Annotated in this window: 10 protein-coding genes; 4 read left to right on the forward strand and 6 right to left on the reverse strand. The window is 60.2% G+C overall.

Annotated features, from left to right (window positions below):
- Window positions 1–8 precede the first annotated feature (8 nt).
- Together DW189_RS04525 and cysS are read right to left on the reverse strand one after the other, a co-directional pair.
- Window positions 9–1,412, reverse strand: a complete 1,404-nt coding sequence (locus DW189_RS04525) for an MATE family efflux transporter (protein WP_117507019.1) — start codon at window positions 1,410–1,412, stop codon at window positions 9–11.
- Between the two features lie 220 nt (window positions 1,413–1,632).
- Window positions 1,633–3,108, reverse strand: a complete 1,476-nt coding sequence (gene cysS / locus DW189_RS04530; protein WP_018694840.1) for a cysteine--tRNA ligase — start codon at window positions 3,106–3,108, stop codon at window positions 1,633–1,635.
- A 182-nt stretch (window positions 3,109–3,290) separates the two neighbouring features.
- Between cysS and DW189_RS04535 the strand changes: the two genes are divergently transcribed.
- From DW189_RS04535 to DW189_RS04545, 3 genes are all read left to right on the forward strand, one after another.
- The gene (locus tag DW189_RS04535; protein ID WP_117507020.1) at window positions 3,291–4,898 is read left to right on the forward strand and encodes a DEAD/DEAH box helicase; all 1,608 of its coding nucleotides are present in this window, start codon (window positions 3,291–3,293) and stop codon (window positions 4,896–4,898) included.
- Between the two features lie 311 nt (window positions 4,899–5,209).
- On the forward strand, window positions 5,210–8,443 hold the full coding sequence (locus tag DW189_RS04540) for a DUF2723 domain-containing protein (protein ID WP_117507021.1): 3,234 nt from the start codon (window positions 5,210–5,212) through the stop codon (window positions 8,441–8,443).
- A gap of 350 nt (window positions 8,444–8,793) precedes the next feature.
- On the forward strand, window positions 8,794–9,036 hold the full coding sequence (locus tag DW189_RS04545; RefSeq protein ID WP_055203540.1) for a helix-turn-helix domain-containing protein: 243 nt from the start codon (window positions 8,794–8,796) through the stop codon (window positions 9,034–9,036).
- A gap of 30 nt (window positions 9,037–9,066) precedes the next feature.
- Here the strand turns inward: DW189_RS04545 and DW189_RS04550 are convergent, their stop codons facing one another.
- Entirely contained in the window at window positions 9,067–10,746 is a 1,680-nt protein-coding gene (locus DW189_RS04550) for an AMP-binding protein (RefSeq protein WP_117507022.1), read from the reverse strand.
- A gap of 99 nt (window positions 10,747–10,845) precedes the next feature.
- Between DW189_RS04550 and queG the strand changes: the two genes are divergently transcribed.
- Window positions 10,846–11,754, forward strand: coding sequence for a tRNA epoxyqueuosine(34) reductase QueG (gene queG / locus DW189_RS04555; RefSeq protein WP_117507023.1), 909 nt, complete (start codon window positions 10,846–10,848; stop codon window positions 11,752–11,754).
- 83 nt (window positions 11,755–11,837) lie between these two features.
- On the opposite strand, the gene DW189_RS04560 is transcribed toward queG, so the two are convergent.
- The 3 genes from DW189_RS04560 to DW189_RS04565 form a co-directional block, all read right to left on the reverse strand.
- On the reverse strand, window positions 11,838–13,979 hold the full coding sequence (locus DW189_RS04560) for a fimbrillin family protein (RefSeq protein WP_117507024.1): 2,142 nt from the start codon (window positions 13,977–13,979) through the stop codon (window positions 11,838–11,840).
- Window positions 13,972–14,094: a hypothetical protein gene (locus tag DW189_RS14600; protein ID WP_022332898.1), complete on the reverse strand. Its 123-nt coding sequence runs from the start codon at window positions 14,092–14,094 to the stop codon at window positions 13,972–13,974. The genes DW189_RS04560 and DW189_RS14600 overlap by 8 nt, the downstream gene beginning before the upstream one ends.
- 93 nt (window positions 14,095–14,187) lie before the next feature.
- Window positions 14,188–15,147, reverse strand: coding sequence for a hypothetical protein (locus tag DW189_RS04565; RefSeq protein ID WP_117507025.1), 960 nt, complete (start codon window positions 15,145–15,147; stop codon window positions 14,188–14,190).
- Window positions 15,148–15,174: the final 27 nt, after the last annotated feature.

Below are 15,174 nucleotides of genomic sequence, written 5' to 3' on the forward strand. Positions count from 1 at the left end.
AATCGGCATTATTGGAGGTTCGTTGAACGGGCCGCATCCATCTGCGCCCGGAATTTTCGCAACTGGTATACCAGCATGAAGAAGGCTACGACCGACGCCATCAGGTCGGACAGCGGCATCGCGCACCATACGCCCCAACTGCCGTCCCAACGGGTATGGACGTCGAAGATATGGGGCAGGAAAATCAGTCCCGGCATCAGGAACAGCAGCTGGCGCGAAAGCGACAGGAAGATCGCCTTGCCGGCCATGCCGATGCTCATGAAGAAATTGGTCGCCACCATCTGGAACCCGATGATCGGGAAACAGACGAAGACGATGCGCATTCCCTCGACCGCCAGCCGGATCAGCTCGGGGTCGTTCGTGAAGGCCGACACCGCCAGCCGGGGCGCCAGTTCGCCCATCAGGAACCCGGCGCCCGTGACACACGTGGCGCCGATGACCGTCAGCCGCAGCACGCGCAGCACACGGTCGTACTGCCGCGCACCGAAGTTATAACCCGCAATGGGCTGCATCCCCTGGTTGATACCCATGACGATCATCACGAAGAAGAATGCCAGGCGGTTGACGATGCCGTAGGCCCCGATCATCAGGTCGCCGCCATATTGCTTGAGCCCCTTGTTTATCAGGATGACGATGAAACACGCCGCCAGGTTCATCAGGAACGGCGACATGCCGATGGCCAGGATGTCGCGCACGATCTTCCGGCGCAGGCGGTAGATGCCGCGCCGGAAATGGAGCAGTTCGCTCTTGTCCGAAAGAATGTGGAACTGCCAGATGAGCGCGATAATCTGCGCCAGCACCGTGGCGATGGCCGCGCCGCGGATACCCCACCCGAAGCCGTAGATGAACAGCGGGTCGAGCGCCGCGTTGATGACCACCGTATAGATGGTAGCGTACATCGACTTGCGCGGATGCCCCGAAGCCCGCAGCACGGAGTTCAGGCCCAGATACATGTGCGTGATGACGTTCCCCATGAGGATGATTGACATGTAGTCGCGGGCATAACCGATCGTCGCCTCGCTCGCCCCGAAGAAGTAGAGGATCGGATCGAGCAGCAGCAGCGTTGTGAAACCGAATGCCAGGCCGATGATGAGGTTCAGCACCACGACGTTGCCCAGGATGTTCTGCGCCGTTTGGTAGTCTCGCTGCCCGAGGCGCATGGACACCAGCGTCGCAGCACCCACACCCACCAGCGAACCGAAAGCCGCGGCGAGGTTCATCAGCGGGAAGGTCAGCGCAAGGCCCGAAATGGCCAATGGCCCTACCCCGTGGCCGATGAAGATACTGTCGACCATGTTGTAGAGCGAAGAAGCCGTCATGGCGATGATCGCCGGCACGGCATATTGCATGAGCAGCTTGCGGATACGCTCCGTTCCGAGCTCCGTCGCCGCCCCTTTTATCGTTGCAGACATATCATATATTATCAACTCTGTCCGGGCGAAAGCCGGACGAACTACCCAACTATTCCTTGATTACGGCACGCAGGCACCTCCGGAACGGGAGCGGGGACACGCCCGGCATACTGCACAAGGCCATCCCGCCACAGCGGCACACCCGCAGGGGCGCCCGCCCCGACCGTCCGCGCACGGCGGCGACAGTTCCGCCCGGGATCCGGGCTTTTCCGCGTCCCGTTTATTCCAGTTCCCAGTCGCTGCCGTCCTTGCGGTCTTTGACACGGATACCGGCTGCGGCCAGCCCGTCGCGGATGCGGTCGGAAGCCGCCCAGTCCTTTGCGGCACGGGCTTTCAGGCGCTCGTCGAGCAGCATCTCGACCAGCGGGGTCACATAATCGCGCCCCGAAGCCGCACCTGCGGCCTTCTCGTCGCGCAGGCCGAGGATATCGAACGTGTAACGGTAAACCGTGGCTTTCAACTCTTCGAGGTCGGCGGCCGTGATGCTTTGCTGCCCGTCGACCAGCTGGTTGATGATGCGCACCCAGTCGAACAGCGCCGAAATGGCCATCGGCGAGTTCAGGTCATCGTCCATCGCCGCGCGGCAACGGTTTTCCAACTCGGAAGGATCGATAGTCGACGTTTCGGCGGGCTTGACCTTCCCGAGCGCTTCGACGCCCTTCATCAGGCGGTCGAGCCCCTTCTCGGCGGCCTGCAAGGCCTCGTTCGAGAAATCGAGCGTCGAGCGGTACTGCGCCTGCAACACGAAGAAGCGGATGGTCATCGGCGAATAGGCCTGCGCCAGCAATTTATGGCTGCCCGTAAAGAGCTCCTCAAGGGTGATGAAGTTGCCCAGCGACTTGCCCATCTTCTGGCCGTTGATCGTGATCATGTTGTTGTGCACCCAGTAACGTGCCGAATCGTGCCCCAGCGCGGCGGTCGACTGCGCGATCTCGCACTCGTGGTGCGGGAACATCAGATCCATGCCGCCTCCGTGGATGTCGAAGCGTTCGCCCAGGTAACGGGTACTCATCGCCGAGCACTCCATATGCCAGCCGGGGAACCCCTCTCCCCACGGCGAAGGCCAGCGCATGATATGCTCGGGCGACGCCTTCTTCCACAGGGCGAAGTCATAGGAGTGGCGCTTGTCGCCCTGCCCGTCCAGCTCGCGAGTGTTGGCGATGATGTCGTCGAGGTTACGCCCCGACAGACGTCCGTAATTATATTTGGCATTGTACTTCTCCACGTCGAAATAGACCGAACCGTTCGACTCGTAGGCAAAGCCGTCGGCGAGGATCTTCTTGACGAACTCGATCTGCTCGATGATATGCCCCGAGGCATAGGGTTCGATCGACGGGGTCTCGACGTTGAGCGCATCCATCGCACGGTGGTAACGCTCCGTATAGTAATGCGCCACTTCCATCGGCTCCAGCTGCTCGAGGCGCGCCTTCTTGGCGATCTTGTCCTCCCCCTCGTCGGCGTCGTGCTCCAGGTGCCCCACATCCGTTATGTTACGCACGTAACGCACCTTGTAGCCGCAGGACTTCAGGTAGCGGAACATCAAGTCGAACGTCACCGCCGGCCGGGCGTGCCCCAGGTGCGGGTCGCCGTAGACCGTGGGGCCGCAGACATACATGCCCACGCGGCCGGGAGTCAGCGGTTCGAACACCTCCTTGCGGCGAGTGAGCGTATTGTAAAGTACGAGTTTCGATTCCATAAATTGCGAAAAATTATTGTGCAAAAATAAGAAATTTAATCGAGATGCACCAGAATCGCGGAATTAATCGTACCTTTGTGCCAATAATAGTGCGCGTTGGTCTGACGCTTCCCGTTTTTCCCTCCGTATATTATCAACACCGAATTATCCGGCGCACGACGCCGGGACAAAACCGATATGCAATGACATTCCAGGAACTGAACCTGATAGAACCACTCAAGCGTGCCGTGGCCGAAAAAGGCTACACGACCCCCACTCCGATCCAGCAACAAGCCATCCCGCCCGCACTCGAAGGCCGCGACCTGATGGGCTGCGCCCAGACCGGGACGGGCAAGACGGCGGCCTTCACGCTGCCGATCCTCCAATTGCTCGCGGCCGAGCCGCGCACCAAAGGGCGGCGCACGATCAAGGCGCTGGTGCTCACGCCGACGCGCGAACTGGCCGCCCAGATCGACGAATGCTGCCGCGACTATGCCCGCTACACGGACATCCGCCACTGCGTGATCTTCGGCGGCGTCAACCAGCGGCCGCAGGTCGATGCGCTGCAACGCGGCATCGACCTGCTGGTAGCCACGCCGGGACGCCTGCTCGACCTGATCGGCCAGGGTTACGTCTCGCTCGCCGACATCCGCTTCTTCGTCCTCGACGAAGCCGACCGGATGCTCGACATGGGTTTCATCCACGACATCCGGCGAATCCTCCCGCTGCTGCCCCGCGAGCGGCAAACGCTCTTCTTCTCGGCGACGATGCCCGACGACATCGTAAAACTGGCCAATACGATGCTCCGCAACCCGGCGCACGTCACCGTGACACCCCCGGCCTCGGTGGTCGAGACCATCCGCCAGAGCGTCCTGTTCGCCGAAAAGGCCGAAAAACGGACGCTGCTGGCCTCCCTGCTGCGCGAACGCCCCGAGAGCTCGGTGCTGGTATTTTCGCGCACCAAGCACGGCGCCGACCGCATCGCCCGTATCCTCACCAAAGCGGGCATCGAAGGACGCGCCATCCACGGAGACAAGTCGCAGGGCGCCCGCGAACGGGCCATGAACGACTTTCGCTCGGGAGCCTGCCGGGTGCTGATCGCCACCGACATCGCCGCGCGGGGAATCGACATCAGCGAACTGCCGCTGGTAATCAACTACGACCTGCCGGAAGTGCCCGAGACCTATGTCCACCGCATCGGCCGCACGGGACGCGCCGGGCGCGACGGACAGGCCATCGCCTTCTGCTCGGAGGAGGAACGCCCGCTGCTGAAAGACATCCTCAAACTGACCGGACTGGAACTCGACCCGGATTCCGGGGAACTGGCTCCCGCACAAAACAGCCGGAAAAAGCCCGCCGGGAAAAAACCGGATACAGCACAAACCGGAGGGCAGAAGCAAGCGGAGGAAAAGCGAGCCGCACAAAAACAGCCCGCACAAAGTCAGGCCGGACAGAGGCCGGGTAGGCGCAAGCCGCAGGGACAGGCACCCGGCGATCCGAAACCGCAGGGGCAACGAACTGGCGGCAAGCAGACCCCGGACGGGCAACAGCCGCAGGACAAGGACGCCGCGGCACGCCCGGCACGCCGCCGCAACCGTAACCGGGGCAGGCAAAAACCGGACAGGCAAAACGCAGCGGCCGCAAACACGGAACGGAGACAGGATGACCGAAAATCCGGAAGTCAGAAATCCGCCCGGGACAAACGGGAAGCGGTAAGCCCCGAGGCACCCCGAAAAGCGCAGGCGCCGGAGAAGAAAAAGTCCGGCATGGGCAGCTGGCTGTCCGGCATCCTCAGGCCGGGCCGCAAATAACCACCGGGCAGCGTGCCCGCCAGCCACACCACCATCTGGAAATGCCGGAGCGTCGCTCCGGCATTTCACATTTTTGCACATCGCGGCCCACCACCTTGTCCTGGCCAGCCATTCGAAAACGGCCACGCCACAAACCCGCACCGGCGCCAGCAGACACCACGGCAACCGGACGACGGGAAACCGGGGAATCCCGTCCGACTCCGAAAAGCCTTAAAAATAGCAACTTTCCGCCTTCGGCAGGTAATATTGATTGGATTTCGCCGTTAAATGATTACTTTTGCAGGACATAAAGCGAAACATACCGAAAAAATATGACATCCTTCAAACGCTGGAACAACATCGTCGGCTGGGCGGTTTTTGCCATCGCCGCACTGGTATACCTGATGACGATGGAACCGGTTTCGAGCCTCTGGGACTGCTCGGAATTCATTGCAACCTCCTATAAACTCGAAGTCGGGCACCCTCCCGGCGCCCCGCTGTTCATGATGCTGGCGCGCCTGGCGACGCTCTTCGCCGCCGGCAACCCGGACTTTGTGGGCATGGCGGTGAACGGCATGAACTCCATCGCCAGCGCATTCTGCATCCTGTTCCTGTTCTGGACGATCACACACCTGGCGCGGCGCCTCGTGACCCGCGACGGCAGCCAGCTCACCCGAGCCAACGTGTGGGCCATCCTGGGTGCAGGCATCGTGGGTGCCCTGGCCTACACCTTCACCGATACGTTCTGGTTCTCGGCCATCGAGGGTGAGGTCTACGCCCTCTCGTCGATGTTCACGGCGCTGGTCGTATGGCTGATGCTCAAATGGGAGGAGGAGGCCGACCAGCCCCACTCGTCGCGCTGGATCGTACTGATCGCCTACATGATGGGACTGTCGATCGGCGTGCACATCCTCAACCTGCTGACCATCCCGGCGCTGGTGTTCATCTACTATTTCCGCACGACGGAGAAGGTGACCTTCAAGGGCATCGTCTACGCCACGCTGATCGCGGGCGCCATCCTGATCTTCGTCAACAACATCATCATCCCCTACACGGTCTACGTCGGGGCGATGCTCGACCTTTTCTTCGTCAACACGCTGGGGCTGCCCGTCAACTCGGGCATGGTGCTCTTCGCACTGGCGCTGATCGGCGGCATGGGCTGGGCTTCGTGGTACACACACCGCAAAGGCAAGGTCGTGTGGAACATCGTCCTGCTCTCGACGACCATGATCCTCATCGGGTTCTCGTCCTACGCTTCGGTGACGATCCGTGCCGCCGCCAACCCGCCGATGAACAGCAACAACCCCAACAACCCCCACGCACTGATGTCGGTGCTCAACCGCGACCAGTACGGCGACCGGCCGCTGCTGTTCGGCGCTTACTACTCGGCCCCGCCCGAAGGGTACAAGGAAAAGCATTTCTACTACCTCGACGAGGACGGCAAGTACAAGCCCGCATCGGTCATCACGGGATATACCCACGCCCCGGAATTCATCCACTTCTTCCCCCGCATGTGGGATGCGCGCAAAGGAGAGAAGGAGTACAAGCAATGGGCCGCCTACCGCACCAAAACCGAGATCATGCGCGACGAAAAGGGCGAAATCGTCCGCGACTCGCAGGGACGCCCCATGCAGGGCGAAGTGCTCGACTTCGGCACCAAGAAGGTATACGACGACGGGTACGAACCGCGCACGATCGTCGAGCCGACGTTCCTCGAGAACCTCAACTATTTCTTCAACTACCAGCTATCGTACATGTACTGGCGCTATTTCCTGTGGAATTTCGTAGGGCGCCAGAGCGACATACAGCCGACCCGCGTGACGATCACCGACGGCAACTGGCTGTCGGGCATCAAGTGGATCGACGAGAAATACCTCGGGCCGCAGGACGACCTGCCGCGCGAAATCGCCGACAACAAAGGCCGCAACACCTACTATTTCCTGCCATTCCTGCTGGGGCTGATCGGACTGATCTACCAGCTCAACCGCGACCAGCGGAATTTCTCGATCGTCATGTGGCTCTTCATCATGACGGGTATCGCGCTGGTTTTCTATTTCAACACTTCGCCGGGCGAACCGCGTGAACGCGACTACGTCTACGCAGGGTCGTTCTACGCATTCTGCATATGGATCGGGTTCGGCGTACTGGCCATCCGCGACCTGGTCGCATGGCTCACCAGGCGCAACAACGTCACGGCCGCCGTGGCGGCGACGGTAGTCTGCATGGGCGTGCCGACGATCCTCGCGGCGCAGAACTGGGACGACCACGACCGTTCGCACCGTTACATGGCGCGCGATATCGGCTGGAACTACCTGATGTCGACGCTGCCCAACTCGATCATCCTCAACTACGGCGACAACGATACGTTCCCGCTCTGGAACAACCAGGAGATCTACGGCGTACGCCCCGACGTGCGTATCATGAACACCTCCTACCTGGGCGGCGAATGGTACATCGACGAGATGAAAACCAAGGCCAACGATGCCCCGGGCGTACCTTTCTCACTGCCCAAGAGCAAGTACACCTTCACCAACGACTGGGTGCCGGTGGACAACCGCTTCGACCGCGCGGTGGACATCAAGGACGTGATCGAATTCGTGCGCAGCGAAGACCCGCGCAGCAAGATCAAGCTCTCGGACGGGACGATGACCGACTACATCCCGACCAAACGCATCGCACTGCCGGTGAACAAGGAGAACGCCATCGCCTCGGGCATCGTCGCCGAGAAAGACCGCGCCCAGATGGTCGACACGGTCTACATCAACCTGCGGAAGAACTCGATCGACAAGACGCAGCTCATGATCCTCGACATGCTGGCCAACTTCGACTGGAAACGCCCGCTCTACATGACGCAGGTCTACATATTGCAGGATTTCGGACTGATGGATTACCTCCAGTTCGACGGCTACGCCTACCGTTTCGTGCCGATCCTCACTCCCGTGCAAAACCCCTGGGAAATCGGGCGCATCGACGCGGATTACGCGGCGCCGCTGCTCAAGGAGACATTCCGCTACGGGAATCTGGCCGACCCGAGGGTATATGCCGATTACTTCATCCAATACAACCTGAGCGCCTCACACGCCCGCGATGCCTTTGCCCGCGTGGCAAAGGAACTACTGCGGCAGGATCGCGCGCAGGAAGCCGTCGAACTGCTCGACATGGGGCTTGAGAAGCTGCCCCCGTCGCAGATACGCTTTACGGACTCCAACACCTATCCGTTCCTCGAAGCGTACTACGCCGCTTCGGCGATGGGCGTGGAGGATGCGGCCGACAAGGGCGACGCACTGCTGCGCGAATACGCCAGGACGCTGATCGAGTACATCGAATATTACCTGCGTTTCGACGGCGTGCAGGGCGACATGGTGTCGCCTATCATCGACGAGAAACTCGACCAGCTGGGCGACGTCTACTACCTGGCTGTATATGCCGGTCGCAAGGAAATCATCGGCGAGATCAACGCCTATTACCGTTCGCTCGGGGTCGAAGAGGAGAACCTCGTGGATGTGGGCGACAAGCCCCACCAGGTCGATACGACCCTTATCCCGCGCAAAGACACCGCGCAATAGCAACTACCACGGACAAAAGGCGAAAGCCCCTCCTTTGCGGAGGGGCTTTTCCCATATTACGGATCGGGGCTTCCGGGCGGAAACAGTGCAGCTGCAACAACCAAAACCGCCTCATCCCGTCCCCGGGCACCCGCCGTAAAAAGACAGGGAACCCCCGCCTCGGTGGGTTCCCTGCGGTCAAAACGGTATCGGCAGCAACGGGTACACATTTTCAGTGACGCCTCATCCCGCACAGTGAGTTGCCAAGCCGTTTTGGCGCGTTTCCTGTATGATGACAAAGATAGGCAAATTCCCCGATAATGATGTATAAATCATTATCAAATATTGGGGAGGTTTGTTTCTTTGTTAACATGAAACAACCTTGGCGGGACATAACATTACTGAAGGCGATCGCAGGTCGGCTCAGGGAACTGCGTGCAGAAAAAGGTGTTTCCCAGGAAACCGTCTACGAGGACACGGGCATCCATATCGGCAAGATCGAGACCGAGAAATACAATATCACGGTGAGCACCCTCGCTCGCCTCTGCCGCTATTACGGCATATCGCTCGGCGCATTCTTCGACCAGGTAGAAGACAGGTCTGACGCAGAATGACAAGACGCCCCTCCGCGGAGGGGCGTCTTGTCATTTGGTTTCGGGTTTTCCGGCAGGCTGTTCCCGCTGCGGTTTGTCGTTGTCTTTGCTCCTGTTGTACAGGAACCGTTTGATCTTGTGCGTCGGAGTCTTTGCGAAATCGTCCTTTTCCTCGACCACCTCCGAAATCCGCGAGAAGCGGTTGACCTTGGCATTCACGAAATCCATAATCTCCTTCTTGAGCTGCTCGGTCTTTGCCTCCCAGGCCTCCTTCTGGGTTTCCCACTCCTCACGCCAGTTGTCGACCATAGCCTCGATCTCGTCGCGGTTGAAATGCACCAGTGCCACGAGGCGCCCCTCCTGTTCGGTGACGATCGAATCGGCGATATATACGTGCGAATTGAGTACGGTTTCGATATCCTCAGGATAGATGTTCTCACCGCCGGGGCCTACGATCATGTTCTTCAGGCGGCCCTTGATATAAAGCCAGCCGTCCTTGTCGAATTCGCCCAGGTCGCCCGTGCGGAACCAGCCGTCGTCGGTAAAGACCTCCTTCGTCGCCTCGGGGTTCTTGAAATACCCGAGCATGACGCTGGGCGTCAGCGCCACGACCTCGCCCTGCCGGGTGTCGGGGTTGATATTCTCCAGGCGCAACTGTACGCCCGGCGCCTGGGGCCCGGTCGAACCGAGGCGCACCTGCGAAGGTGCGGCGCCCGCCAGCAGCGGCGCGGTCTCGGTAAGCCCGTAGCCGATGGCATAAGGGACTTTCGCCTCCAGCAGGAACTTTTCGGCACCGCCGTCGAGTTTGGCGCCCCCGATGCCGAGGAACCGCAGACGCCCGCCGAAGAGCTTGAGCAGTTTCTTGCCCGCGACGCGGTGGAGGTAGCGGCGCAAGAATCCCACCTTATAGAGCGTACGCCAGAAACCATTGGAATTGAATTTGGCCAGCACCTGGTGGCGGTAGATCTTCTCGATGATGAGCGGCACGATCAGCATGACCGAGGGACGCACGGCACGCAGCGCCGGCATCAGCGCCGAGGCCGTGGGCGGACGGTCGAGGTAAACCACCCTGGCGCCCATCGAGAAGGGATAGATCATGCCTATGGAACATTCGTAGGTGTGCGAAAGCGGCAGCACCGAGAGGAATACGTCGTCGGGCAGTACGGGAAAGATGCTCGACGAGATCCCGACCTGGGCGCAGAGTGCCGCGTGGGTCAGCATCACCCCCTTGGGTTTCGAGGTCGTACCCGACGTATAGATGATCACGGCCAGGTCATCGGGCTTCGGTACGGCCATGGAGCCCTCCCCCTTGACACGCTGAGCGATGACGCCCAGGTTCTTGGTGCGCACCACGACGTTCAGCCGTTCGATGGTCTGTTTCGAGAGTTTGGTAAAGAGCCGGTCGGAAACGAGCAGGGCCTTGGCTTCGGAATGCGCGATGATCATGTCGAGCTCCTCGCCCGAAAAATCGGGCAGGATCGGCACGGCGACCATGCCGGCCGAAGTGACGGCGAAATAGCATACACCCCAGTTGGGCATGTTGCTGCTGAGCAAGGCGACCTTGTCCCCGGCATGGAGCCCCGCACAGGTAAGTATCTCCTGCACTTTTTCGATACGCCGGCCCACCTCGGCATAAGTCACGTCGTCGCCTTCGAACATCGAAAATGCGACTTTCGACGCGAACTTCTCCACGCTGTTGCGGGCCAGTTCGTAAAGTGTATTGATGGTCATAATACGTTTCGTTTTAACTACGTTTCAATAACGCGAAAGTTTGGGGCGAAATTACTAATTTCCGGTTAAAAATCACTATTTTTGAACCAAAATAATAAAATGCTCGACCATCAGTACATCAAAAAACTTGCCGCCGATGCGGGGTTCGATCTATGCGGCCTGGCCCCGTGCCGGCACCTGGTCGAGAACGAGTCGATGCTGCGGGCATGGCTCGGCAAGGGCTACCAGTCGTCGCTGGCCTACATGGAGCGCAATGTCGAGAAGCGTGCCGACCCGCGCAAACTGGTAGAGGGCGCACGTACGGCCGTGGTCTGCGCCGTGAGTTACAAAAACCGCGCAGGCGAGGGCTACCCTCCCGGACACCGCACGAAAGTAGCGTCCTATGCCTGTGCGGCCGACTACCACACGACGATCAAGGGAATGCTCGGCCGGATGCTCGATGCACTCCGCGCCTCCCGCCCCGATCTGTCGGGGCGGGCGTTCGTCGACACGGCGCCGCTGCTCGAAAAACAGCTGGCCGTCGAAGCCGGGCTGGGCTGGATAGGCCGCCAGTCGCTACTGGTGACACCCCGTTTCGGCACCTATGTCCTGCTGGGCGAATTGTTGCTCACGGACGATGCCGACGTCTACGACCCGCCGTTCGAAGGGTCGCGCTGCGGACGCTGCCACAATTGCATCGAAAGCTGCCCGACGGGCGCCATCGTCGCCCCGAAGGTGATCGACACGGGACGCTGTATCTCCTGCCACACGATCGAGAAAGAGCCCACCGAAGGAATCGGCCTCGACGGCTGGATCTTCGGCTGCGACCGCTGCCAGAGTTGTTGCCCCCACAACCAGAAGGCCCCGATGCACACCAACCCGGCCTTCGACCCCGTGTTCGACCCGCTGGCGATGGACGCCGAGGCGTGGCTGGCGATGGACGAAGCGGAATTCGAAGCCCGCATGGGCAAGACACCGCTGACCCGCAGCGGACTGGCACGCATCCAAAGCAACATCGGCAGAGAATAACCCCGCCCCGGCAACATCGCTGGGAGCAGCACCGTCCCGGAGCAAAGCGACTCGGAAGCAATCCTCATCCCGGGGAGGATGGATCACTCCTTCATGCACCGCACGGGCAACCCGAACCCGCGCGGGTCGGAGTAGCGCTGGTAGATACTGGCGCCCGTAAGGCCGAACACCCATGCCCCGAATGTATCCGAGGGCGCCGGGGCGCTTGACCAGTAATATCCCGACGGCGTAAACGAGAAGGTACCGTATTCGTCGTAACGGTAACCCACACCGGGGTAATAGGTCGTATTCGTACCGTCGTAGACGAAATTCCACCCCTGGACGAAAGAGCCCGTAGTGTTCACGTCGCCGCTGGCCACCGTCGCAGTATTGCCTGTCTTGGTGAATGCACTGAAAACATAGGGGTGGGGCATCTTCCATCCCGGCGGACAGGGATCGAAGAGTGTTTTGGTCGTAGTCTGCCCCACGGTATAGCCCGTAGGGTTACCCCAGAGTTCATTGTTGCGGTAATCCGGCCCGTTGCCCTTGCCCCCTCCGTAATACCAGTCATAGGACGTCCCGGCCATGGTCGCGATAAAGAGGTCGGGATGCGCCGTGGCGTACCACGTATTGCCTACGTAGCCCACATACTGGCCGGGGGCACCCGTCGTTTGCACCGGACGCCATCCGTCGATGTAATTATGCGGTACGCTCTGCGCATCGAACACCACCAGCCCCCACGGGAAGGGGTCTTTGCGTCCCCACTGGTAGAGCGGCGCCCGGAACGACCGGGCGTAAGCGCCGTCCTCCTTGAAGATCGCCCCGAGGTTTCGATCCATCATGACGGCCGTTCCGGCTCCGTAAGCCTGTTCATAGGCCGGGTACATCGTATACGTTTCCGCCTGTGCGAGCAGCTCGTCATTGGTCTTGTCGGTAATCCAGATATGCCAGCTCCAGAGCGCCTCCGTAGCTGCGGCATCGGCGAAAAGCCCGATCACGGCATTTCCCCCGAGCGAAACGGGACGCCCCGAGAGGGAAAATCCGATTCTGCCGCCGGCATAGGAGATGCTTCCCGGTTCGATCAGATAGGGGTTGCTCTGCCACAGCAGGCGGGCCTCACCGCCAGAAAGCGAGGCCGAGAGCGTACGTCCCTCGAACTTCTGTACGGCCTGCAGCAAACCGTCGGTAATCACGCCGTTGCCGGCGACCGTCGCATCGAACGAATAGGCCTGCGAGGAAAGCGTGGCAATGTAGCAGTTGGCCGTCTTACCATCCGCCGTCAGGTCTATGACGGGTTGGCGCGCGGTTCCCGCGGCAATATCCTGTGTGATGACTTTCATCTGCCCGGAGCCGATGACCAGTCCCGGCCGCGAATAGGTCGCCGTATAACCGTCGGTCGTATTCACCACGACATAAACCCGGCCGTCGCCGCGCGAATAGTCGGCGGGATTCACCGTAAAATAAGTTTTTACGGGCGACGTCCCGAGTACGGGCGGCTCCGTAAAGGTCAGCCCGCACAGGTTGAGCTGCACGGACGGATAGGTATACGTCGCCGTATTGTTGCCCGCCGGCGCCGTCAGGTCGAACGAGAACCCGCCCGTCATATTGGCCATATCGGTCAGGGCACCGTTCGAGGCGACCGAAGCGGCGTCCGTATTGAAAAGCATTACCGAAGCGATGTTTTTTCCGGCCATTTCTCCCGATCCCGTCAGGTCTGCCTCGATGACGGCAAAAGCGTGCCTGAAAAGCAGGGCACCGAAATCCCCCGTGGCACTGGTCAAGGCACCGGCGACCAGGAAGTCGTAATCCCTCAGGTGCGACGAATCGCCCGTTGCCGCCTGCACCTGCTGCGACGCCAGCGTGAAACCCACGCCGGTCGCATCCGCGGACGTCTGTTCCGAATAGGGATAATAGGCATAGAGCGTGTACTCCGACGCCCCTTCCGCAAGGGTAATGTCTCCGCTGAAAAAACCTCCGGAAGCCGCTTCCTTCCCTTCGAAGGCCAAGGGGACATTCTCCGCAGTAAACGTGTCGCCGCTCTTGACATAGACGCCGATACGGTCGCCCGGCGACCAAAGCACATTATACCCGTCCGGCGCCAGTTCGGTGCGCGTCGACGGGACGCAAGCAGCGATCCGCACGTTGCGCGTCACCGTCCGCGACGGCAGTACATCCTGCAGGCCGTCGTCGGCGCAACCGCACAGCAGCACGCAATAGGCCGCCACAATCCACGTAAACCTATTCATCCCAGTCCTCCCGGTCGAAACCTTCGACCTTTCCCTCTACCGAAGCCGCGAAACCCAGCCCGACACTGACGTCGAGCACCTCGGTTTCGGGTCGCATATACGATTCTCGTCCCATAATAAAAAGCTGATTTGCGCAGGACAACGCATATTCCGTACCAAAAAGAAGCGGGCCCCTTCCGGAGCCCGCTTACGATCGGCACTTACCCTCTTACTTGGAAAGTTCGGCCAGGGCAGCCTTGGCATTCTCGGCAGCAGGGCCGTCGGTCACCTGCTTGAAGGCGGCGATAGCCTGCGGCTTCATCTCCTTGGCATTGTAAGCGGCGCCCAGCAGGTAGTACATCAGGCTCTTGTCGGCCGGATCGGTCTGTACATCGGCAGCAGCCTGTCCCAATTCGATGACCTTGGCATAGTCCTTCTTGTTGGCATAAGCCTGCAGGCGGACATTTTGCGCCAGTGCGCTCTGGGGATTCTTGGCCAGCAGGTCATCGGCCATCTTGATGATCCCGTCGAAATCGTTGGCAGCCTGCATCTTGGCAACCATATTGTTAGTATAGAGCGCCATATCCTCCTTGGCCTTGGCGGCATCTTCGGCATATTTGGGGTGCGTCTTGGCAGCAACGGCCTCGTAGATTTCCATACCCTTCTCGTACTGCGACATGTCGCCGCTGCTCATGGCCATTTCGCAATAGCTCATCGCCAGGTTGAGCGCCATGCCCGTGTTGTCGGGGTCGGCGGCATAGCCCTTGGCGAAGATCTCCGACGCGGTGGCATAGTCCTTATTGTTGAAAGCGTCGCCGCCCTGTATCTGGTAAATCTTGGCAACCCAGCCGTTCGACTTGGCCATCTGGTTCATGTCGCCGTAAAGCTCGGCCAACTCGGCCGACTTCTCGAAGTTCTTCAGCGCCTCGTCGTAATTCTTGGTCTTCAACGCACCGCCGCCCAGCATGAAATAGCATTTGGGCAGCGTCGATTTTGCCGTAGCCACCATCGAAGCGGCGCTCTCGTTGTCCATGCCCTGGTCGATGACCTGTTCGAACTTGGCAGCTGCCTCGGTGAAATTCTTTGCCCCGAATGCGGCGGCCGCCTCATTGTAAATTGCCGTGACATCCTGCGCCGAGAGCGATACGGCCCCGAACAGCGCAATTACCGATACTAATAATTTTTTCATTCTCCTATTCGTTTTTTAAGTTTTTCA

Source organism: Alistipes sp. AM16-43 (assembly GCF_003435745.1).
Taxonomy (GTDB): Bacteria; Bacteroidota; Bacteroidia; order Bacteroidales; family Rikenellaceae; genus Alistipes; species Alistipes onderdonkii.

Coding starts and splice junctions, on each gene's coding strand:
- DW189_RS04525 (WP_117507019.1), bottom strand. CDS start 1,412: ATGTCTGCAACGATAAAAGGGGCGGCGACGGAGCTCGGAACGGAGCGT.
- cysS (WP_018694840.1), bottom strand. CDS start 3,108: ATGGAATCGAAACTCGTACTTTACAATACGCTCACTCGCCGCAAGGAG.
- DW189_RS04535 (WP_117507020.1), top strand. CDS start 3,291: ATGACATTCCAGGAACTGAACCTGATAGAACCACTCAAGCGTGCCGTG.
- DW189_RS04540 (WP_117507021.1), top strand. CDS start 5,210: ATGACATCCTTCAAACGCTGGAACAACATCGTCGGCTGGGCGGTTTTT.
- DW189_RS04545 (WP_055203540.1), top strand. CDS start 8,794: ATGAAACAACCTTGGCGGGACATAACATTACTGAAGGCGATCGCAGGT.
- DW189_RS04550 (WP_117507022.1), bottom strand. CDS start 10,746: ATGACCATCAATACACTTTACGAACTGGCCCGCAACAGCGTGGAGAAG.
- queG (WP_117507023.1), top strand. CDS start 10,846: ATGCTCGACCATCAGTACATCAAAAAACTTGCCGCCGATGCGGGGTTC.
- DW189_RS04560 (WP_117507024.1), bottom strand. CDS start 13,979: ATGAATAGGTTTACGTGGATTGTGGCGGCCTATTGCGTGCTGCTGTGC.
- DW189_RS14600 (WP_022332898.1), bottom strand. CDS start 14,094: ATGGGACGAGAATCGTATATGCGACCCGAAACCGAGGTGCTCGACGTC.
- DW189_RS04565 (WP_117507025.1), bottom strand. CDS start 15,147: ATGAAAAAATTATTAGTATCGGTAATTGCGCTGTTCGGGGCCGTATCG.